Source organism: Paenibacillus sp. QJM3NY_38, from assembly GCF_056173265.1.
On the sequence record NZ_CM149665.1, the window covers coordinates 1,374,194 to 1,395,683 of the forward strand.

Here is a 21,490-nt window from a genome sequence, read left to right on the forward strand (position 1 = left end):
AATCAAGGTATTCGCCGGTATTACCATCACAGGTATCCGCCGCGGATACCTTATTGTTCCATTCGATGTTTGCCTCATACTTATTCTTCTACATACAGGAGGCTAAAATGATATGCGGTTGCTTATTGCTGACAACGAACCTGTAATCCGAAGAGGGCTGGTCAAGATGGCGGAGACCTACCGTCTGCAGTTTGATGCCATCGACACGGCCGTGAATGGTGAGCATGCGCTCTCTCTGATCAAGGAATTCGAGCCGGATGTACTGCTGACCGATATCCGCATGCCACGTATGGGCGGGTTGGAGCTGTGTCAGGAGCTTCATGAGCAGTACGGGCATATTCAAATAATCGTTATATCGGGTTATGGCGAATTCCAATATGCGCAGCAATGTCTGGCTTACGGGGTTAAGCATTATCTGCTAAAGCCGGTCACTGGCGTAGTGCTGCACCAAACGTTTGACGCGATTGTCAAACACCGCAATAAAGGTATTGTATCGCTGGCTTCCTATGTCGATTGGATTGAAAATATCGGGCAGGAGATCTGGATGCTGCAGACTGAACAGCTCGATCGGCTGTTGCTCGATTGGAGGGCGCATCTGCAGGCGGCGGGACTCAGTGTTCCACAGCTTCAGCAGCTGCTGGATGATGCGGTGGGCATGATTTTCCGACGTCTCGTCTCGAAGGGGTACATGGAGGTTTCGGTAATTGAACCCATCGGTCACCACACGGTACAGGAGCAGCTGTTGAACGGGTTCGAGCTGAGGGTCAAGCAGATGACCGCCGATCTGGTAACGCAGCGGTGGGGGAATTTCAAGAACCCGCTGGATGAAGTGAAATCGTATATCGACACGCATCTGTCCGAGGAGATCACCCTTGAGGAAGTGGCGGAGATGGCTGGTTATACGCCGACGTATTTTAGCGCGATGTTTAAGAAGATGACTGGCGATACCTTTGTAAGGTACCGGATTCACCGGCGAATGGAGCGGGCGAAGGAACTGCTGGCCCTCCCTCATATGCGGATCATCGACGTGGCGGCTAATGTCGGTTACGAGGATTATCCCCATTTTACGAAAATGTTCAAGAAGGTAACGGGACATACGCCGACGGAATATCGGACGATGCTGGGCTTTAACGGATGAAAAATAAACTGTACCGCAAGCTGTTTCTGTACTTTGTATCCATCATTGTGCTGACTACCTTGTTGATCGGCATCGTTACCTACACGCGCTCATCAGCCGAGCTGGACCGCCAGCTGGACCGGCATATGTCGCAAATCGTACAGAATGCCTTGAACCATACCGATCTGTACATTAAATCCTACGACCGCACGATGATCTCCTTATTGACCAACCGGGAATTGAAGAAATTCGTGGATTTGCCTAACCCGGCGGACCATTACGAGTACTATCAAATCAGCTCGACGATCAAGGATACGGTATTCCGTCCCCTCATGGATCGGGGGCCCGAACTGCTGACCATGTATCTCCTGTCTTACAACGGAAATGCCACATATAGCTTCGGCTCTGATTTTACCGCTCCGGTATTCAGTGCAGAGGAGAAGGCGAAGCAGCTGACGGATCTCCGCAATACGACGAAGGATGAAAGCGGTCTCATGATTCATACGGAGAGCATTATACCAGGACGCAGCGGCAGCGTGGTACGCATGACGAGACTGATCAAGGGTCTATCCTCCACAGCGGAAAAAGGCGTGCTCGCCATGGAAGTGCGTTCCCAGGAGTTATCCTCCCTCTGGAAGGGAATTGATCTTGGCGAACGCGGATACTTCTATATCGCGGATGCCAGCGGCCAAGTAGTCTACCAGCCTGAGGGACTGGTGCATAACGCCTCGTCTCCGGCCGAGGACCCGAAGCTGACTGCCGCCATTATGGGCGCAGACGAGGAATCCTTCAAATATACGACGGCCGATGGAGAGCAGAGGGTGTTTATGACGCGGATGTCTCCCTATTCCGGTTGGCGTCTGGTGGCTTCGATGCCGCTCGAGGAGTGGCGCAAGCCGATTGCCAGCATTCGTTCTACGGTCTGGACGATCGGCTTGATCAGCCTCATTGCCGCTTGCCTGCTTGCTTACCGCTTTACCCGGTCCATTACGCAGCCCATCCAGACGATTATCCGTGGGATGCGCCAGACGGAACAGGGGCGGTGGATTCCCTTAGAGCTTCCTAAACGCGAGGACGAGCTGACGGAAATGATGCAGCGGTACAATCTGATGGTGACCCGGCTGTCGGAATTAATCGAGCGGGTATACGAGACCGAGCTGCAGCAGCAGAAAACGATTATCGAACGGCAGAAGGCCGAATTCCAGGCACTTCAGCTCCAGATCAATCCCCATTTTATGTACAACACGCTGGAGACCATCGTGTGTTATGCCGAGGTCGAAGGTTCATCGGAGATTACTGAAATGGTGTCCTCGCTTGGCTTTATGATGCGGTATTCCTTGCTGACGTCGCTGGAGGAGATCACGATCGCGAATGAGCTCAAGCATGTGTTGAACTATATGACGATCATGAAGCATCGGCACGACCTGGAGTTCGATCTTCGGGTGGAGGTACCCCATGAGCTGCTTCTATATAAAATGGTGCGGTTGACGCTCCAGCCCTTAATCGAAAATGCATTCCAGCATGCCTTTCCGGACGGAATCGAAGCATCGCAGTACATCATGATCTCTGCCGGATGCGATGATGATTCCTTCTGGGTCAGCGTGACGGATAACGGCATCGGCATGACGGATGAACAGCTGCGCGAGGTTGCGGCACGGCTGTCCTACGAGTACAACCACGTGAATCATGTGCCTGAATCCTCCCTGAACCTCAGTGGTACCGGAGGCATCGGCCTGCTGAATGTGCATCGGCGGATTCAGCTGGTATTCGGCGAGACCTACGGACTCCGTGTAACCTCGGCAGGCGAGGGAACGGGAACCACTATCCGCATGGTCATGCCACGTCCGCCGCGGGCATAACGCAAGGCCTGCTTCCGGATTGGAGGACAGGCCTTGCATTTGTGTAGAGATGTGATAGGTTAACCTTCGGAGACTTATCCTCCTTATCTCCAAGAATGATTGGCTTTACTCGTTCTCCGCTTGCGGCGTGAGATGGATGGAAACGCCGCCGTACACCTTGAGACGTATCTTGATGGTATCCTTGGCGCAGCACGTTTCCGTATGGACCTCAATGGGAGGAAGAATGGAACGGTATCGATATTCGTCCGCTTCCGCCTGTTCCTGATAGATCACGGCTTGGTACGCTTGGTTATCTTCTAGGAAATCCAGCGGGATCTGGACTTCCCGTCCTCCGGCGGCACAGATAGAGGCGACAAACCATTCCGGACCCGATCGCCTTGCTATCGTAACGAACCGGCCTGGATAACCTTCCAGCAGCCGAATCTCATCCCAGACGGCTGGAACGGCGGCCAAAAGCGGTTTGCCGGGATGATCCGCGAAGACCGAGATCGCATCCGCATAGTGCTGGATGCCGGATTCGAAGAGGATGGCCAGGGCCAGCTGCTGCCCTTGGGTGGTCGTGGTCCGCCTGCTGAACGTGACCGGCGTAAAATCCATGGAGCCGATCACATTCCTCGTGAACGGCAGCGTACAGAGATGAACTGCGTTAGGCCCTTCACTCTGCGCCCGGTAGTATTCCGCACCGTAAACGCCTTCTCTTGTCATCACATGAGGCCAAGTCCGATGCTCGCCGCTTGGTTTGGTCGATCCATGGAAATTGACCATCAGCCGATGCCTGGCAGCGGATTCGGCAATGGCATCATAAACCTGGAGTGTCTCCTGGTTGTCGCTGTCGAAGAAATCGACCTTGATGCCAACGGTGCCCCAGGATGCCCACAGGCGCAATTTCTCTTCACGAAGCTCCTTCGTATTCAGCCCTTTATAATGCGTCCACAGCCAGATGCCGACGCCACGCTGTTTCGCGTAAGCGATAAGCTGCGGCACGTCCAGCTTGCCTTCCCAGCCGCCGTCCACGACGCTGTATTCCCATCCCATCTCGGCGGCAAAATCCACATGCTGTCGTTGAATATTCATATCGCCGCAGGAATCGCCTTCCGCGTACCAGGACCAGGCTGCTCGGCCCGGGGAGATCCAAGAGATATCTTGCAGCACGGACGGGGGGCATAGGTGAGTCGTTACCGAAGAAGAGACCAGCTCCCCTAGCGATCCGATGATCATAACACGCCAAGGCGTTGAGAGTGGAAGCTGCGCAGCAATCGGCGTTTCCTGATCCGGGGCGTAAGAAATGCGGAGCTTCCGGCCATCTTGCTCATCCACTGCGAGATGACTGGCGCCATAACCGCCATCCACGGCAGCTTCTGTCAGCAGCAGCCATTGATCCTCTGCCGATTGGACCAGGAGCGGGAAACCAAAATGTCCTCCCCGAAGATGTCCCGGCATGGCATGGTCATAGGTTCGTTCATAACACCGCATGAACGGCTGAGCCCAAACGTTGAGCATCCGGTCTTCCGGAAGATGGAATCCGGAGAGCTCGTTCTCGATGCGAATATCTCCTTCTCCGTGCAGCTCATACCGGTATGCAACGCCGTCTTGAAAAGCACGGAAACGAATCTTCACCTGATGATTCTCCACCGAAGTCAGCAGCAACATCTCGCTTGCTTCGTAAGACTGCGATTTTTGCTTGCCGGTCACAAGCTCGTAATGCTCCGTGATCGTGTTGTGCTCAACCCCTTGAATGATGCCTCGCTGAAATTTGTATTTGTCGGTTACCAGTCCGAGCGGTGACTTCTCGAGAACCCGGAATTGCTTGTTCATAACCGTATAAAAGAGAGGGCCGTTATGTTCTTGTTCCAGTGTGATCTGCAGATTCCCGTCAGGCGAATGAAGCTGTGCGTGAAAGGGGGCTGACGGAGGCCGGGATAACTCATGATCCATAAACGAAACTCCTTCCTTGTCGCTGCAAGAATGTCGTATCCATTGCAGTTTCATTGTAACGGATACAGCGAAGCCTTAGCATACGGCTCCGTTCGCTCCGGGTTGTGTTTTCTTACGTTGTGTTACTCCATAAAAAAACACGGCCATTCCGCAAGTTACGGCATGGTCTGGCGGGCAGTCGCCGTTTTATCATGGAAGCATCATCAAAAGGTGTTTGAAAGGAGGGAATCATGTAATCGCGGGTGGATCGTAATCACTACATATGACAAAGGATGGGTGATGATTGATGAGACAGGTACGCAAGCGTAACAGGCAGGCAAGAAGAGGAAGTTTCATACTGCTGCTGGGTATTCTTCTGTTTTCGTTCGGCAATCCGCCAATACAGGGGGAAACGGCTGTTCCGGATGCCATGGAGCGGGTCAACCTGGCTTTGAATAAGCAGGCGACGGCTAGTTCCGAGATCAGCGGGCGTGAAGCTGTGAAGGCCATTGACGGTAGTCGTGATACCTACTGGCAGCCGGCGAGCACAGACCGTGAGGACATGAGTGTATACATACAGGTGGATCTGGGAAGCGAGCAGTCCTTGAACCAGGTCGTCCTGGATTTGAACCGGGGAGATAATTTGGGAAGTATCGAGGTGGATTACTCCCGCGACGGTGAGTCCTGGACCAGAGCCTACACGAAGAACGGGGGTATACGAGCGGACGGTCAGGAATCGATCACCTTTGATTCCGTAAGCGCTTCCCAAATTCGGGTATCGCTGCAGCTAAGCCGAAATCTCAATGTTCAGCTTAAGGAGTTGGAGCTTTATATGCAGGATGGAGATCAAGGAATCCCGTCCGATGTAACGGAGCTGGCCTTCGTGAAGCCGGATGGAACCCCTTATAACAACAATGATGAACTTACCTTGGACATAGGAGGTATATCTGTCGTGGAGGCGCGCGGCAAACAGGTGAACGGCGGGGGGATGACGCTGCCTCAAGGCCATGTTCAATATCATGTAATGGGAACCAGCGCTGCGGTTACTTCCGAAGGCACGGTAACCGGTGTCAAGGTAGGCGCCACCCGGATGTATGCGGAAACCAGCATCAACGGCCAAGCGATGCGTACGCCGGATTTCTGGATTGTGGTGAAGGACGACCAGGAATTCCAGGATGCGAAATACATTGCATTCAGTTCGTTCACGCATCCGTCATTGGTCCAAAAGATTGGCGAGGCGGCGATCTTGGGGGAGGGCAAGGAGCTGCCAGTTGTAACGATCGCTCCGAACTTGGATGGAACCGTATCCGCCAGATGGTTCAAGGACGGTCAATCCAGAGGCTCGCTGGGCACGAAGTCGCTGCAGGCAGGGGTAACGCAATCGTTAACGCTTCCGGTTGGGATGAAGGTACCGGGCACGTACGAGGTGCGGATGACTTTCCAAGCCGCTGACGGGGAAACGTACTACGATAGCTTGTTTTATACCGTCATGCCCAAGAAGGGAATTCCTGATGGCCAGAGCCAAATCGCCTATACCGGAAAAGACGGAAGGATGGTGTACGTTCCCGATTATAAGGGGAACCGGATCATCGATTTCTCAAACGTCGGTTATAGGGGTGGCGGTGTGAAACTGCCCGACGTTCAGGCGAGGATAGCCGTACAGCCGACCGGCGGGGATGATACGGCGATGCTGCAGGCGGCGATTGATGAGGTGTCCCGGATGCCGCGTGACGCGGATGGTTTCCGGGGGGCGGTGCTGCTGAAGAAGGGCACATATTTGGTCGGCGGTTCCCTGAACATTCAGGCCAGCGGGGTCGTGCTCCGGGGTGAAGGCAAGAGCGAGGACGGCACCATCATCCGCGGCACGGGAACAACGGCGAGAAATTTGATTGTCGTGGGCGGAACGAATGGTGCGGTGATTGTTGACGGGACGGAGACGGACATCCAGGATCTGTACGTTCCGGCAGGATCGCGATCATTCCATGTGCAGAATGCCTCCGGTTATCAGGTGGGCGATTCTGTCATTGTACGAAGAATCGGCAATGACCGCTGGATTCATGAGATCGGCATGGACCATATCTACATGCGGCCAGGGACCGGGGGAACGCAGCAGTGGTCCCCGTTCAATCTGGATTTTGACCGCGTCATTACGGCCATTGACGGCAACCGGATTACGGTGGATGCTCCAGTAGCGAATGCCATTGAACGTCAATGGGGCGGAGGCAAGCTGTTCAAGGCGACGGATGAGTCACGAATCGAACAGGTTGGGATTGAGAACATGCGAGCCATATCCGATTTTGATCCGAGCAAGACCGATACCAAGATGGATAACGATGTTCTGGATACCCCGTATTATTCCGATGAGGCACATGCGGAACGATTCATTATGATGAATAGCGTGAAGAATGCCTGGGTGCGCGAGGTGTACGGCTACCATTTCTCCTACGCCTTGGTGCAGGTAGGACGGCAGGCCAAGTGGGTCACCGTGCAGGACAGCGAAATGTACGATATGGTCAGCGTGATTACCGGCGGTCGTCGTTACAGCTTTTTCATCCAGGGGCAACTAAATCTGGTGCAGCGCAATTATGCTGAAACTTCACGTCATGCTTATGTTATTGAGAGCCGCGTACAAGGACCGAATGTCATGTATTACAATAAAGCCACTCGCGAATACAATACAAGCGAGCCGCATCATCGCTGGTCCACGGGCGGCCTGTACGACAACGTCCGTGCGCGTATCAGCGTCCGCGACCGCGGCTGGCTGGGCAGCGGACATGGCTGGGCGGGAGCGAATTACGTCATGTGGAATACCGAAGGCGGGCTGGTTGCCCAGAAGCCCCCAACGGCACAGAACTATGTCATCGGCCATATCCCGACCGAAGACGGTCTGAATGTGAAACCGCTCGTTCCGAATGATTATGATTCAAGACCGCGCGAGGACGGCTATTGGGAATACGCCGACCGGCATGTAGCGCTTCAGAGCTTATTCGTCCAGCAGTTGAAGGATCGCCTGGGGCAGCAAGCAGTGGATAATTTGGCACGTACGCCTGTGGGCGGCGGTTCGATAGATATACCAGAGCAGCCATAATTATATGGAGCGAACAGGGGATTATCAGGGGAAACGCTGATCATCCCCTTCTTCGCGAAGAAGGGGACGTGTATGAAGGTGGAGAAGGTGGAGAGGGAGACAACTGGAAGAGATACGGAACGTCCTCATGGGGGGCAACATGCGGAGTCGGATCGTGCAAGACAGCATGGCAAGATTGAAGCGGTAGGTGAAACTGCATGGCGGCAGCCTGATACATCTGCTAATCGGCGCATGCGGTTATGGTACGCTTCCCCGGCGGCCGAGTGGAACGAAGCATTGCCCTTGGGGAATGGGCGCTTGGGCGGCATGGTTTTTGGCAAGACCTCGCTTGAGCGGGTGCAGCTTAACGAGGATTCCCTCTGGTATGGTGGTCCGGGAAGGGGAGCCAATCCCGACGCTACTGAATATTTGAGCGAGATCAGGCAGATGCTGCGGGATGGACGCCAGGCAGAGGCTGAGCACCTGGCCCGGATGGCGATGACTTCATCCCCGAAATACGAGCAGCCTTACCAGCCGCTGGGCGATCTGCTGCTCAAGTTCCTGGATGCCGAGGAAGCGGTGGAGCATTACGAGCGAGAGCTGGATTTGGAACGGTCCATGGTGACCGTATCCTATTCTTCGGGCGGCATAGGCTATCGCAGGCAGTATTTTGTCAGTGCGCCGGATGACGTAATGGTGATTCGTCTAACTGCCGATCGGCCGGGGGCGCTGACCTTTGCGGCGAATCTGATGCGTCGCCCTTTTGACAGCGGAACGGATTCTTTAGGGCACGACGATACCTTGCTGATGAAGGGCGAATGCGGTACGGACGGCATTTCCTTCTGCACGGCGCTGCGTGCTGTCGCTGTGGGAGGAAGGGTCCGAACCATCGGTGATTTTCTCTCGGTTGAAGGGGCGAATTCGGTTACGCTGCTGCTGTCAGCCCAGACGACCTTTCGGTATCAGCAGCCGGACAAGGTATGTCTGGAACAGCTGGATCATGCAGCAGGCATGTCGTTCGAGCAGCTGGAAAGCCGTCATCTGGAGGAATATCGGGAGAAGTTTGAACGGTTCTCGATATTTCTCGGTTCCAGCAAGAAGGGGGTGAATCGAGCAGGCATAACTGAAAGGGAAAATGGCATTCCGAATGGGACGGACCGTATCTCCGGTTCAGATCCAGTTGGAAATTCGGATTGTGCAGAGGATGATTGTTCATTCCTGCCCATCGATCAGCGGTTGAATTTGCTGAAGGAAAGAGTCAAGGCCGAGGGAGCCTCTGCAGAGAATAGCGATCCCGAATTGATCGCGTTGTATGTCCAATACGGGCGTTATTTGCTTATCTCCTGCTCGAGACCCGGATCTCTCGCGGCAAATTTGCAGGGCATATGGAATGACAGCTTTACCCCGCCCTGGGAATCGAAGTATACGATCAATGTGAATATTCAGATGAACTATTGGCCGGCAGAACTGCTGGGTCTGGCAGAGTGCCACGAGCCGCTGTTCGACCTGATTCACCGCATGCTCCCGAATGGCCGGGACACGGCTCGCGAGATGTATGGCTGCCGGGGTTTCGCAGCGCATCATAACACAAATCTATGGGGAGAGACCCGGCCTGAAGGAATATTGATGACCTGTACCGTATGGCCGATGGGAGCCGCGTGGCTGTGCCTGCATCTATGGGAGCATTACCGGTTTGGCGGGGATGCGGATTTTCTGCGGGAGCGAGCGTATCCAGTCATGAAGGAAGCGGCGGTATTCCTGCTGGATTACATGACCGTGGATGAGGAAGGAAGACGGATAACCGGCCCTTCCGTATCGCCGGAGAACCGATTTGTGCTTCCGAACGGAGTCATCGGCAGCTTGTGCATGGGACCCGCCATGGATGCGCAGATTGCGACGGCCTTGTTCCGGGCCTGCCTAGAGGCCGGCCATCTCGTTGGTGATGAAGCTGCCTTCCTGGGAGAGCTCCAAACTGCGATACAAGAAATTCCGGCACCGCGGATTGGAAGGCATGGAGGGATCATGGAGTGGCTGGATGATTACGAGGAGGCCGATCCCGGACACCGGCATATCTCGCAGCTGTTCGCCCTGTATCCGGGAGAGCAGATTGATCCTGACAAGTCCCAGGAGCTTGCCGATGCGGCTTACAAGACCTTGGAACGGCGGCTTGCGCATGGCGGCGGCCACACGGGCTGGAGTCGGGCCTGGATTATCAATTATTACGCCAGGCTGCAGCGCGGCGCGGAAGCGCACGAGCAACTGGTGCATTTGCTGGCTTCTTCCACTTATCCGAATCTGCTGGACTGCCACCCGCCTTTTCAAATCGACGGTAATTTTGGCGGGATTGCGGGTGTCGCCGAAATGCTGCTGCAATCGCATACGGGAGAGTTACGGCTGCTCCCCGCGCTGCCCCCGCAGTGGAACAGCGGTGAGGTGAAGGGGCTTCGTGCCCGCGGCGGCTTTGTTGTCGACATGCGCTGGGAGGAAGGCGAACTGACCGGGGTGAAGATTCGCGCCGACAAGGCGGGGGAATGCAGGATATGGTCCCGTTCACCGCTGGTCCTGATGGAGGAGATACAGCTTGAGGAGATTACGTTGACAAGTACCACGATATCCGGAGGAGCGTATTGCTACTCGTTCTTGATGCAGCAGGGTGCCAGCTGTAGCTGGGGAAAGTCTGTGAGGGAGACATATAAAGCGGTTGAAGAATAAATTTAATTTAAAAGAATAGAGAAATCTATCTTTGAGGGAACAAATAGAATGTTATAACAACGAAAGTAACCTACTCCTAAGGTTGGCGCCTAAGTGGGTTACTCTCTCATTCTTGACTTGAGACCTCAATAACGGATCGATTGCACAAAATACTAGTGAAGAGTAAGGATACTTGCTGCGATTAAGTCCTTAAGACTACACTAGTATCATAATGAAACAGACAAAATGAAAGGGGGGACAGCCTTGAGACATGCAAGTGGAAAGACGCAATTGGCGACGTTTGCGGGCGGGTGTTTCTGGTGCATGGTTAAGCCGTTTGACGAGCTTCCCGGTATCCTTTCCTTGGTTTCGGGTTACACGGGTGGCCATACGGAGGATCCAACCTACGAAGAAGTAGGAACGGAAACGACGGGTCATTACGAAGCTGTGCAAATCCGGTTTGAACCGGATGTATTCCCGTACACAAGGCTCCTGGACATCTACTGGCGCCTGATTGATCCAACGGATGCGGAAGGCCAGTTCATGGACCGTGGGGCGTCGTACCGGTCAGCGATTTTCGTGCATAACGAGGCGCAGCGCGAGCAGGCGGAAGCCTCCAAGCGCAACCTGCAGCTTAGCGGCCGGTTCAAGGGGAAGATCGTGACGCCGATCCTGCCGGCGTGTCCCTTTTATCCCGCGGAGGATGTCCACCAGAACTACTATACTACACACCGGTATGACTATAACCGATATTATGAGGGTTCCGGCCGGGACTTGTTTGCGGAGCGGCATTGGAATCGAAAACAGGATAAGGATGAACTGCGCAGGCTTCTTACCGTTCTCCAATACACGGTGACGCAAGAAGGCTTGGACGAGCCTGCCTATCATAATCCGTATTGGAATAACACCAGCCGGGGGATTTACGTGGACGTGGTGAACGGAGACCCTTTATTCAGCTCAACCGACCAATATGATGCCCGAACGGGATTGCCGGCTTTTATGAAACCTCTGCATGAGGGATATATCAGCAAAAAAGGAGATCTTCGCGGCGGCAAGGTACGCACCGCGCTATATGGCAGGTTGTCCGGCTCTTACCTCGGTCACCTATACCATGACGGACCTCAGCCTGGCGGCTTGCATTACCAGATAAACTCTGCGGCGCTGCGCTTTGTGCCGGAGGGGGAGATGGTTCGGGAAGGGTACGGTGAATTCGCGGGGCTTTTGAGTAGGAACAGGGAAATTTGTTGGAGGATGTCAGAACATGAATAGCCTGAAAGAACAGGAATTATTATCTCAGGCGGGAGGCTGCCAGTCATTGAGGTCCAGTTGCTGCTGTTATATAACAAAAGGGTTAGGCAGAGGGCATGAGTGCCCGATCTGCCTAACCCTTTTTTCACAACCCTCAACAACCATATAAATACGACTTTACGTCCCGCCCGATGTAGGCCCTCCATACAATCAGATTGTAAGGATCGTCCCAGTCGATGTTCTGCGGCTCCTCGAACATGCGGTGCAGGCGGTTGTTGTTGAAGATGATCGAGCCGCGCTGATCAAAAGCTACCCCGTCTACCCACAGCATTCTGTCGTCGGACAGCAGCTTGTTGAACGAGCCTGTGTACGGTGAATAGTAGCCGATTCCCTTGCCTTCGAGCATGGTGTAGAATACATGGCCTTGATTGTCGGCATGCATGCCGTCGGTTGTCGTTCCTTTGCTGCCCAGGGTCTGAACGGAATCCCGGATGATCGAATCGGGAATATTGAAATTCCGCAGAAGCCGCGTATCGACAGCGTACAGATTGCGCCCCGTTACCTGGCAGTAGAATAGCGTTCCGCGATCCGCGGACAGCGCTATGCCATCGGCCCCGGTCCGAATCGGCTTGTTGCGGTATACCGGCTCGGTATCGATCTCAAACCGGAAACGGGGGACGTCCTGCGTGCTGTAATGACTGTCGAGGACGCGCCGAAATTTCTTCGTTCTCATATTGTAGACGATGATTCCGCCATACAGCGGATGGTCCGGCCAGCCGGAGCCCGAATCGGTAATATAGGCATAACCGTTGCGGTTATCCACCACGATGTCGTTCAGGAACGATGTTCGGGGCGGGGCAATATCGTCCGGAATGACAATAGAGTCGAGCAGGCGGTTAGCGCTCAGATCCCAGATGAGCAGCTTTTGCGAGCCTACGGGCGAGGTTTCGTATGCGATTTTTCCTTGATCCAGAATCCACATCCGATGATGTTCATCAATCTCGTAGCCAAGGACGGATTGCAGCACCCGAACATCCCCCGGCGTATTCCACTCCCAGCTTGGAAAAGCCTCCAGTACGGGCTTGCCGTCCACCATCGCAATGGTATTCAGCGTAGCGGGAACCCCTTCAGCCCAGCGCGGAACCGATACATAGAAGCGTCCCTGCCGGTCTACTTTGACGCCTGCGGGCATGCAGTGCTTCCAATCCTGACGCTCCTCGAATCGCTGCTTCATCGCAGGGTTCGGGAAGTTCCAGTCCAGGCGGCTCCAGTGGAAGAGCATCTGGTACGGACTTGTATAGCTATGGGTTTGTTTACAATGAGGGACAGCAGGCTGCTGCCACTGGCCCTTCATTGAATGATGCGGTACAACCATTTCAATACCTCCGATAACATGCTCGGTTCATCCATTAACGCAGCGCAGATTATTCTTCGAGCTTATTCCTCAAGTTAGTTATATGCCCAGAGGGATGGATTGGCGCCGATTAAATCACCGGGAGGTCTTTTGGGAAATTATAAAGTTACACTTGCAGAATCTTAATCAGATTCGTGTTGCCGGATTGACCGATCGGCACGCCGGCTGACAATACGATAATATCGCCTTTTTCGATGTAGCCTGTTTTGATGGCATTGCGGGTAGCGGATTCGAACATTTCGTCCGTCGTTGTGACTTTGTCGCCTTTTACCGGAATGACACCGGAGAGCAAGCAGATCTTGGCCAGCACTTCTTCATGCTGCGTGACCGCGATAATCGGTGCCTTTGGACGGTATTTCGAAATCATCCGTGCTGTAAATCCGCTCTCCGTTGCCGTGATGATCGCTTTGGCATTCAGCACGAGGGAGGAGCTAACCGCACCCTGGCTAATAACCTCGGTAATATCGGCTACCTGCTGTCTGGATTTGAAAGCGAATTGGTCTTTATAATCAATCATCGTCTCGGCGCGGCGGGCGACTGCCGCCATCGTGCGCACGGATTCTACCGGATATTTACCGGCAGCGGATTTGCCCGAGAGCATGACCACGTCAGCGCCCTGGATCACCGCGTTAGCCACGTCGCTCACCTCGGAGCGGGTTGGACGGGGATTGACCTGCATCGACTCCAGCATATGCGTTGCCACGATAACCGGTTTGCCTGCCAGGTTGCATTTATCGATCATTTCTTTTTGCATCATAGGCACTTCTTCGATTGGCACTTCGACGCCAAGGTCTCCGCGGGCAACCATGATTCCGTCGGATGCTTCAATGATGTCGTCGAGGTTCTCCATGCCCTCTCCGTTTTCGATCTTGGATATGATCTGTACATGCTCCGCGCCGCGTTCTTTCAGGATGCTGCGGATTTCGCGGATGTTGTCGCCATGGCGCACGAAAGAAGCGGCAATGATCTCAATGTCGTTCTCCAGGCCGAAGCCGATATGCATGACGTCACGCTCGGTGACGCCGGGAAGCGTCGTTTTGATCCCAGGGAGGTTGACGCCTTTACGTGGTTTAAGCACCCCGCCGCTGATAATTTTGCAAAGAATGTCCGGTCCGTCGACGCGCAGAACGTTCAGGTCCACGAGGCCGTCATCGATCAGGATGCGGTCTCCCGGTTTAACCACTAGATTCAGCTCGGCATAATTGACCGAGATGCGCTGGGCATCGCCAAGAATTTCTTCGGTAGTCAGGATCAGCTCCTCACCTGGTTTCAGAAGGCAGGAAGCCTCCTTCAGCTTGCCGATCCGTACTTCAGGTCCTTTTATGTCCATCATGATCGGGACATACGTGTTTAATTCGGCTGCGGCCCGGCGAACATTCCGGATCCGGGTGACGTGATCCTCCAGCTCACCATGTGCCATATTCAAACGGGCAACGGTCATTCCCTCCTGAATCATGTTCTTCAACAGCTCAATGGAATCGCACGCGGGTCCCATCGTACAAATGATTTTAGTTTTTAGCATGGCTGTTTGTTCCTCCTTTTATTTGTTCTCTTCTGCTTTTATACAGCATTTCGACTTCATTCAAACTTCCCTAATGATCACATTGTAGCCTGTCTTGTCGAATCATGATATGAACTATAGTACAATGGATGGATTATAGTATCGCAGTTGAGGTGAGTTATGATCACTCCGATAGAAGTAGAGCAAATTAGCGGTGTCGATTGGTATGATGAAGCTGATCATGAGCAAAGAGCATGGCGCTTAAGCCTTGTGACCTATGGAAAATGCGTATATTGGGTGAATGGCGATAAGCAGATTATGGAGAAAGGGGAATTGCTGCTTATTCCAGCCGGCGTTCCGTATTATGGTAAAAGCATCCCTACCGTGACGCACACGCAAATCGTCGTTGCATGGACGGAAGGCGCCTCGTCGGACTTATCCATGCTGGATCGGAAAGAAGCCTTGAAGTTTAAACCGGGTGTTTATGAGTTAATCCGCGAACGGTTGAAGGTGATCCATCAGCAGTGGCAGGAACGCCCATCTTATTATGTCTTGATGATCGAAGCATTATTGACCGAAGTGTTGATTTATATCAGCCGTGAGCTGGACAAGGGCGTCACCACGCCGGAGAAGCACTTGAACGTGGACCGGATGAAGTCTTATATCGAGCGGCATTACCGTGAGAAAATAACAAAAGAGGAGCTGGGCGATGTCATCGGCAAAACCCCCAATTACGCAGCGGTACTTTTTAAAAGCGTTACAGGGCAGACCATCAGCCAGTACGTGCACGCTCAGCGGATCAAACGGGCAGTGTATTTGTTAACGGAATCGCAGCTGACGGTACAGGAGATTGCCGTATTTCTCGGATATCAGGACCTCTCCTACTTCTATAGAATCTATAAACGAGTCACGGGCACCGCTCCATCGGATTTATTGCATGAGCGTCCACGAACGATATAGGAGATTTAACGTAGAAAAGAGGGCTATCTATGCCCTCTTTCGATGATCGCTATTTTATTCCGGCGTCATTTTCGAATAACTGCTTCACATACTGCTGCAATTTGTTTTTATCTACGCCGAGCACCTGTGCCCGACCGACCTTCTCGTTGGTCAGCAGCGAGAATGGCGGGAGCTGCTGCTGGTCGATTTTATCCAGATTCACATCAAAACCCAGAGCCATCAGCTTCAGCATTTCTTTAGGGCTTAGATCGGTTTCGATGTATGGCGCAATTGAATCCAGGATGCTGGGAAGCTTGATTAATGAGCCCGTGGTCTGCATCTTCTTGGCGACTTCCGTCATGAGAATCCGTTGTCGTTCCGTACGGCCGAAATCGGACTTCGCATCGTGCCGGAATCGGACGTACTGCAGCGCCATCTTGCCGTCGAGATGCTGCAGGCCTTGTTTTAAATCGATGTCGTACATATGCTTGTCCGCTTTGCTTGTGTAATACATGTCTTTCTCAACCTCAATGTCGACTCCGCCAATGGCATCGACTAGGGCTATGAATCCGACAAAATCGGTGTAAACGTATTTATGTATAGGCAGGTCCAGCAGATCGCTGATGGTTTGTCTGGTCAGCTCGATTCCGCCGTAAGCAAATGCCGAATTCAGTCGTCCTTTGCCATGGCCGGGGATATTCACATAGGTGTCTCGCAAAATCGAGAACAAATGGGCTCTTTTCGTGACAGGATCGATGGAGGCCACCAGCATGGTGTCGGATCTGCCGGCATCGTCTCCACGGGAGTCGCCTCCAATTAAGAGAATATTAATGCGTTCTTTACCCTCCCACTTCGGTATTTCGATGATTTCCTCTGATGCGGAACCTGACGTTTCCGTTGGCTCCACCGGATTCGATGCGGTCGAAATTTGGTTTGAGAACTGTATGATAGCGTAGGTATAGTACGAGATAATCCCCAAGATTCCAACGGATACTAAGAGCATGGTGTATTTTAGCCATTTCCTTTTCATAGTTTCTATAACATCCTTTCTGTTTTACTAACTGCATAATGGACCATTCTAGCAAAATAATGAACAAAAATCATATTTTCCCGTAAGAAGCGATTCTCAAGAGGCAATAAACCTTAGATAAATAACGAATTTGACTCTCCTCCAAGGGGAGACCTTAGACTGGAAGTCGAAGGAGGAAGAACATTATGATATACACGGTAAAAGAGGTTTCGGAGCTGTCTGGGGTGACCATCAAAGCGCTGCATCATTATCATAAAATCGGTTTGCTTCAGCCGGCCGAGATCAGCGAAGCAGGTTATCGCTTGTACGGTGCAGTCGAGCTGGAGCGATTGCAGCACATTCTGTTTTACAGGGAAATGGATTTTCCGCTGGAACAAATCAAGGTGCTGATGGAGGAAACTCCTGAACGGCGGCAGATGCTGTTACAACAGGAGAAGTTGCTGATGGACCGCGCGGATCGATTGAATGCAATTCTGAAAACCTTAAGAATATCCATAACCAGTACAGAGGAGGGCAAGCGCATGGAGCCTCAGGAATTGTTCAAAGGTTTTGAGAGCGAAGAAGAATGGGAGGCAGCTTTAACGGAGCAGAATGAACACCTGAAAGAGCAGTATGATATGGATTTGCTCGAAGGTGAACCCGTCGATGTTCCAAGCATGAACGAGCAGGCAAGGGAAGCGGCTGCCTTTATGGCAGGCATGGCAAACGCGTTGATAACGGGGATTAAGCACGATGATGCGCAAGTAAGAGATTCGATTCGCGATCATCTGCAGTTTATGAATGAGCAGGGCCACGCCTTTACGGCTGCGGATTTTGCGGGTCAAACGAAGTTTTTCCTGAGTGACGACTTTCATCTCCGGATGCTGGAGGAGCAGCAGACGGGGCTGGCTTATTATCTGCATGCGGCTGCCGAGGCGTACGCACAACAGACATAATACAGGCCGTTCTCCATCGATCAAGACCGCTTAAATCGCGGTCTTTTTTGCTATGTCTATGATTTATTGTCCAAACCTCTCGAGATGGCATTCCATATGATGTCTGGGAGACAAGTTTATGGGGGGTCTGGACATGATAACGATTAGTTTGTGCTTGATTGTAAAGAACGAGGAGCAAGTGTTGGATCGGTGCTTAAACTCCGTTAAGGATGTCGTTGACGAGATTGTCATCGTAGATACGGGGTCAACGGACCATACGCTCGGAATTGCAGCCAAATATGAGGCTCGAATCTTTCATTTTGATTGGATCGACGATTTTTCCGCTGCAAGGAACTATTCGTTCTCTCATGCGACGAAGGAGTATATCTTATGGCTGGATGCGGATGATTGGCTGCAGCCAGCCGATCTGGAAAGGTTCAAGGCACTCAAACCAAATTTGGACCCGGCGGTGGACTCCGTATGCATGGATTACTACCTTGCCTTCGATCCGTTGGGGAAGCCCACGGCAGTTGTTAAAAGAAACCGGCTGGTGAAGCGTTCTAGGCAGTTTCAATGGCGTGATCCGGTGCATGAGCATTTAGAGGTTGAGGGAAATATCATGTTATCCGACATTGCCGTTAGTCATGGACGCGTACACACGGATTCCGGGCGGAATTTGCGTATTTATGAGGCCCATCTTGCGAAGGGAGGCACCCTCTCCAAGCGCCAGCTGCTGCATTATGCAATGGAATTGTCTGCGAGCGCCTATTATGACAAGGCCATTGAAATATATGAAACGATTATTCATGATCCGGTCAGCTATTTTGAGGAAAAACTGGATGCGTGTGATCGCATGGCGCATTGTTACCACGAGCTGGGACAAAAAGAACAAGAACTGCAATCCCTGTTAAAGACGTTTAATTATGACGTTCCGCGGGCCGACTATGTATGCCGGATCGCGTACTATTTCCAAGAACTCAACGATTATGAAAAAGCGGTTCACTGGTACGAATTGGCGCTCAAGCTGGAGATGCCGGGCAATCGATTATACGGCGTTAATCAAGCGGCATGGACATGGTTTCCCCATTTGCAGCTGACATATTGTTACGGAAAACTAGGGCAGCTGGAGCAGGCTTATGAACATAATGAGAGGGCTTTATCGTACGCTCCGGATGATCCCGACATTTTATATAACAAACAATTGCTGGAGGAGAAGCTCCGCTTGTAAGTAATCGACGGCTCTAACCGCCGCCCTGTCGGTTCTGTCATGTTGGAGTACTGGATCGTGCCTTTTTTATGTCGTTTGGGCATATGCCGTTTCTGCTAAATCTATGAATCGATATACTACTATGAAACTAGTTTCGTAGAGAATATGGATAGAACGACAGGAGGAGAGTGAAATGGCATTCAAACGATCAGGGTCCAGAAAGCCTGTCCACAAGAAAACGCTCAGTAAGCATGCCGCATCTAAGAAGAAGCGTGTCGGAAAAATAAGAAAATCCGCGTTTAGAGCGGTTTCTGGCATCGACCAAGAAATCACTGACGGCGTATTCAGCAAAGTCCAATATCAAGTTGAAGAATTGGATCTTAAGAATGAATACAATTCATCAACATCGACCTTCACTCCTAAGCAAAGAGGTATCTACTCCCTGTTGGCCAGCGTTTCTTTTACAACGATCACGCTTACGCCTGTTCGAATGGATTTGGAGATTCGGGTTAACGGCGTCCCGAGAATATCGGAGGAAGAAAACTTTGAGCCGAGAACAGGGAAAATTGATGCCGCCGGACTGATACAATTAATGGCTCGCGATCGAGTGGAGGTATTTGCAAGGGCAACCGGAGAAAACGGCACAATTCTCAGCGGATTCGCTACCCGGTTTGAAGGGGTCCGGATCAATTGATATAGCAATATAGTTTGATGATTCAGCCGCGCGGGTCGCGGCTTTTATCATTTTACCGGTACATAGAAGCTGGGAACATCATGAGTTACCGCTGTTTAATCTCGATCGGACCGGGTAAGAAATAATCGGACTTACCATCACGCATACGAGGGAGGACGATATGGATGTTTATTCACATGAAAGAACTTCAGTTCCGGGCAAAACCTGAGAAGCCGGATCCGGTATACGCGAGAAAGCTTCAAGAGGTGTTGGGTGGCCAGTATGGTGAAATGTCCGTCATGATGCAGTATCTCTTCCAAGGATTTAACTGCCGGGCAGACCGGAAGTATCGGGATATGCTGCTGGATATCGGAACCGAGGAGATTGGCCATGTCGAGATGTTGAGCACGATGATAGCCCAGCTTCTTGACGGCGCTCCTGCGGATCAAGTCGATGAAGCGGCGAAGGACCCGATGATTGCCGCCGCACTCGGGGGCATGAATCCTCAGCATTCAATCGTATCGGGACTTGGAGCAACCCCGACGGACAGCAACGGATATCCATGGAACAGCAAGTACATCATAGCGAGCGGGAATCTGCTGGCTGACTTCCGTGCGAATCTGAATGCCGAATCGCAAGGTCTGCTTCAGGTTGTACGCTTGTATGAGCAGACGACGGATCCTGGCGTCCGGGACATGCTGTCCTTCATGATAGCCCGTGATATCATGCACCAGAACCAGTGGCTGGCCGCGATTGAAGAGATCGAGGCCATTGAAGGTCCGATTGCTCCTGCTTCGTTCCCGCGCGAACGCAGCGTAGAAGAAGCTACACGCCAATTCATGAATTTCTCGGTTGGCGAGGAGAGCAGTGCGGGACGCTGGGCGAACGGACCGCTGCCGGACGGTACCGGCGATTTCGAATATGTGGCTAATCCGACAGCCTACGGTGACGCACCCGTATTAAATCCTCCGGCAAAACACCAGCATTCTACGCTTGGCACAGGTCCATATGTGGTGAATGAAGGATTTGAAAAGTAATGTTTAATTGTTTACGGATGGGTTAAATACATGACATAGCAGCAACAAAAAACAACTTAGGAGTGATGAACAATGGCTAACAACAACGGTAACAAAATGAGCAGAGAAGAAGCGGGACGCAAAGGCGGCGAAGCAACGGCCAAGAATCACGACAAGGAGTTTTATCAGGAAATCGGCCGTAAAGGCGGAGAAGCCACATCGGAGTCCCATGATAAGGAATTCTATGAGGAAATCGGCCGCAAGGGCGGAGAATCCCGCGGCAATCAAAACAATAACGATTAAATGTAATCTATAATAAAAAAATAGCAAGCTTAAAAAAGCAGCGGCGGTTCCGGTTAAACGGAATCCGTCGCTGCTTTTTTTGTGCTGAACGCTGGTTCCAAGCACGGTTGCAAAGATACATCAAGTCAACTTGAAGTCAAGTCCACCGCGCCGCCCACAGCTTCATTTCCTTGCAGATGACATGCAGGTCCATGCCTTTCGGCGTCAGCGTGTATTCCACCGTAACCGGAACGGTAGGGAATACTTCGCGTTCAAGAACGCCCTGTTCTTCCAGATGGCGGAGCGTCGTGGTCAGCGCCCGCGGGCTGACATTCGGGATTTTCCGCTGCAGCTCGCCAAAACGCTTCGTGCCGCCAAAGAGCTCGCGGATGACGAGAAATGCCCATTTTCCGCCTAAGACCAACAGTGTTTTTTCAATATTACATTCGATATGTTCGGGTGTTTTCGGTATGTAACTGCTCGATTTATTTCCCATATGGGTAGGCTCCTTCCGGTATTCTATTAACTATACTCAAGTATATCAACTATCCTCTCTATAATATAGTGAAGAACATTTCACTTCTTCCCTGGGAATAGGAACTACTTTAGAATAGATAA

The 21,490-nt window shown here is 52.2% G+C and carries 15 protein-coding genes and 1 pseudogene; 11 read left to right on the forward strand and 5 right to left on the reverse strand.

Features of this window, described 5'->3' with window-relative positions; genetic code table 11:
- Positions 1-112: 112 nt before the first annotated feature.
- On the forward strand, positions 113-1,138 hold the full coding sequence (locus tag AC0VZ8_RS06030; RefSeq protein WP_475486359.1) for a response regulator transcription factor: 1,026 nt from the start codon (positions 113-115) through the stop codon (positions 1,136-1,138).
- Positions 1,135-2,976: a cache domain-containing sensor histidine kinase gene (locus AC0VZ8_RS06035; protein ID WP_475486360.1), complete on the forward strand. Its 1,842-nt coding sequence runs from the start codon at positions 1,135-1,137 to the stop codon at positions 2,974-2,976. Before AC0VZ8_RS06030 ends, AC0VZ8_RS06035 begins: the two co-directional genes overlap by 4 nt.
- 105 nt (positions 2,977-3,081) lie before the next feature.
- On the opposite strand, the gene AC0VZ8_RS06040 is transcribed toward AC0VZ8_RS06035, so the two are convergent.
- Entirely contained in the window at positions 3,082-4,911 is a 1,830-nt protein-coding gene (locus AC0VZ8_RS06040; RefSeq protein ID WP_475486361.1) for a glycoside hydrolase family 97 protein, read from the reverse strand.
- A gap of 286 nt (positions 4,912-5,197) precedes the next feature.
- On the opposite strand from AC0VZ8_RS06040, the gene AC0VZ8_RS06045 reads away from it, so the two are divergent.
- The 3 genes from AC0VZ8_RS06045 to msrA all read left to right on the forward strand — a co-directional run bounded on the left by AC0VZ8_RS06045 (position 5,198) and on the right by msrA (position 11,917).
- The gene (locus tag AC0VZ8_RS06045; RefSeq protein WP_475487647.1) at positions 5,198-7,978 is read left to right on the forward strand and encodes a discoidin domain-containing protein; all 2,781 of its coding nucleotides are present in this window, start codon (positions 5,198-5,200) and stop codon (positions 7,976-7,978) included.
- A gap of 72 nt (positions 7,979-8,050) precedes the next feature.
- Entirely contained in the window at positions 8,051-10,669 is a 2,619-nt protein-coding gene (locus AC0VZ8_RS06050) for a glycoside hydrolase family 95 protein (protein ID WP_475486362.1), read from the forward strand.
- Between the two features lie 243 nt (positions 10,670-10,912).
- Positions 10,913-11,917, forward strand: a complete 1,005-nt coding sequence (msrA, locus tag AC0VZ8_RS06055; protein ID WP_475486363.1) for a peptide-methionine (S)-S-oxide reductase MsrA — start codon at positions 10,913-10,915, stop codon at positions 11,915-11,917.
- Between the two features lie 133 nt (positions 11,918-12,050).
- Here the strand turns inward: msrA and AC0VZ8_RS06060 are convergent, their stop codons facing one another.
- Together AC0VZ8_RS06060 and pyk are read right to left on the reverse strand one after the other, a co-directional pair.
- Positions 12,051-13,271 (reverse strand): L-dopachrome tautomerase-related protein, encoded by a 1,221-nt coding sequence (locus AC0VZ8_RS06060; RefSeq protein WP_475486364.1) that lies wholly within the window; start codon positions 13,269-13,271, stop codon positions 12,051-12,053.
- A 145-nt stretch (positions 13,272-13,416) separates the two neighbouring features.
- Positions 13,417-14,832, reverse strand: coding sequence for a pyruvate kinase (gene pyk / locus AC0VZ8_RS06065; RefSeq protein WP_475486365.1), 1,416 nt, complete (start codon positions 14,830-14,832; stop codon positions 13,417-13,419).
- A gap of 159 nt (positions 14,833-14,991) precedes the next feature.
- Between pyk and AC0VZ8_RS06070 the strand changes: the two genes are divergently transcribed.
- Positions 14,992-15,771 (forward strand): AraC family transcriptional regulator, encoded by a 780-nt coding sequence (locus tag AC0VZ8_RS06070; protein ID WP_475486366.1) that lies wholly within the window; start codon positions 14,992-14,994, stop codon positions 15,769-15,771.
- Between the two features lie 49 nt (positions 15,772-15,820).
- Here AC0VZ8_RS06070 and AC0VZ8_RS06075 read toward each other — a convergent pair whose 3' ends face one another.
- Complete coding sequence (locus AC0VZ8_RS06075; RefSeq protein ID WP_260067106.1) at positions 15,821-16,780, reverse strand: LCP family protein; 960 nt, start codon at positions 16,778-16,780, stop codon at positions 15,821-15,823.
- A 185-nt stretch (positions 16,781-16,965) separates the two neighbouring features.
- Here AC0VZ8_RS06075 and AC0VZ8_RS06080 point away from each other — a divergent pair, with 185 nt between their 5' ends.
- The 5 genes and pseudogenes from AC0VZ8_RS06080 to AC0VZ8_RS06100 all read left to right on the forward strand — a co-directional run.
- Positions 16,966-17,715: a MerR family transcriptional regulator gene (locus AC0VZ8_RS06080; RefSeq protein WP_475486367.1), complete on the forward strand. Its 750-nt coding sequence runs from the start codon at positions 16,966-16,968 to the stop codon at positions 17,713-17,715.
- 133 nt (positions 17,716-17,848) lie between these two features.
- Entirely contained in the window at positions 17,849-18,922 is a 1,074-nt protein-coding gene (locus AC0VZ8_RS06085; RefSeq protein ID WP_475486368.1) for a glycosyltransferase family 2 protein, read from the forward strand.
- Positions 18,923-19,094: 172 nt separating this feature from the next.
- Positions 19,095-19,595, forward strand: coding sequence for a hypothetical protein (locus AC0VZ8_RS06090; protein WP_071221286.1), 501 nt, complete (start codon positions 19,095-19,097; stop codon positions 19,593-19,595).
- Positions 19,596-19,759: 164 nt separating this feature from the next.
- On the forward strand, positions 19,760-20,611 hold the full coding sequence (locus tag AC0VZ8_RS06095) for a manganese catalase (RefSeq protein ID WP_475486369.1): 852 nt from the start codon (positions 19,760-19,762) through the stop codon (positions 20,609-20,611).
- A 72-nt stretch (positions 20,612-20,683) separates the two neighbouring features.
- Positions 20,684-20,890: pseudogene (locus AC0VZ8_RS06100) on the forward strand (KGG domain-containing protein); the annotation flags it as partial.
- 139 nt (positions 20,891-21,029) lie between these two features.
- On the opposite strand, the gene AC0VZ8_RS06105 reads toward AC0VZ8_RS06100, so the two are convergent.
- Positions 21,030-21,368: a winged helix-turn-helix transcriptional regulator gene (locus AC0VZ8_RS06105; RefSeq protein ID WP_036642884.1), complete on the reverse strand. Its 339-nt coding sequence runs from the start codon at positions 21,366-21,368 to the stop codon at positions 21,030-21,032.
- Positions 21,369-21,490: the final 122 nt, after the last annotated feature.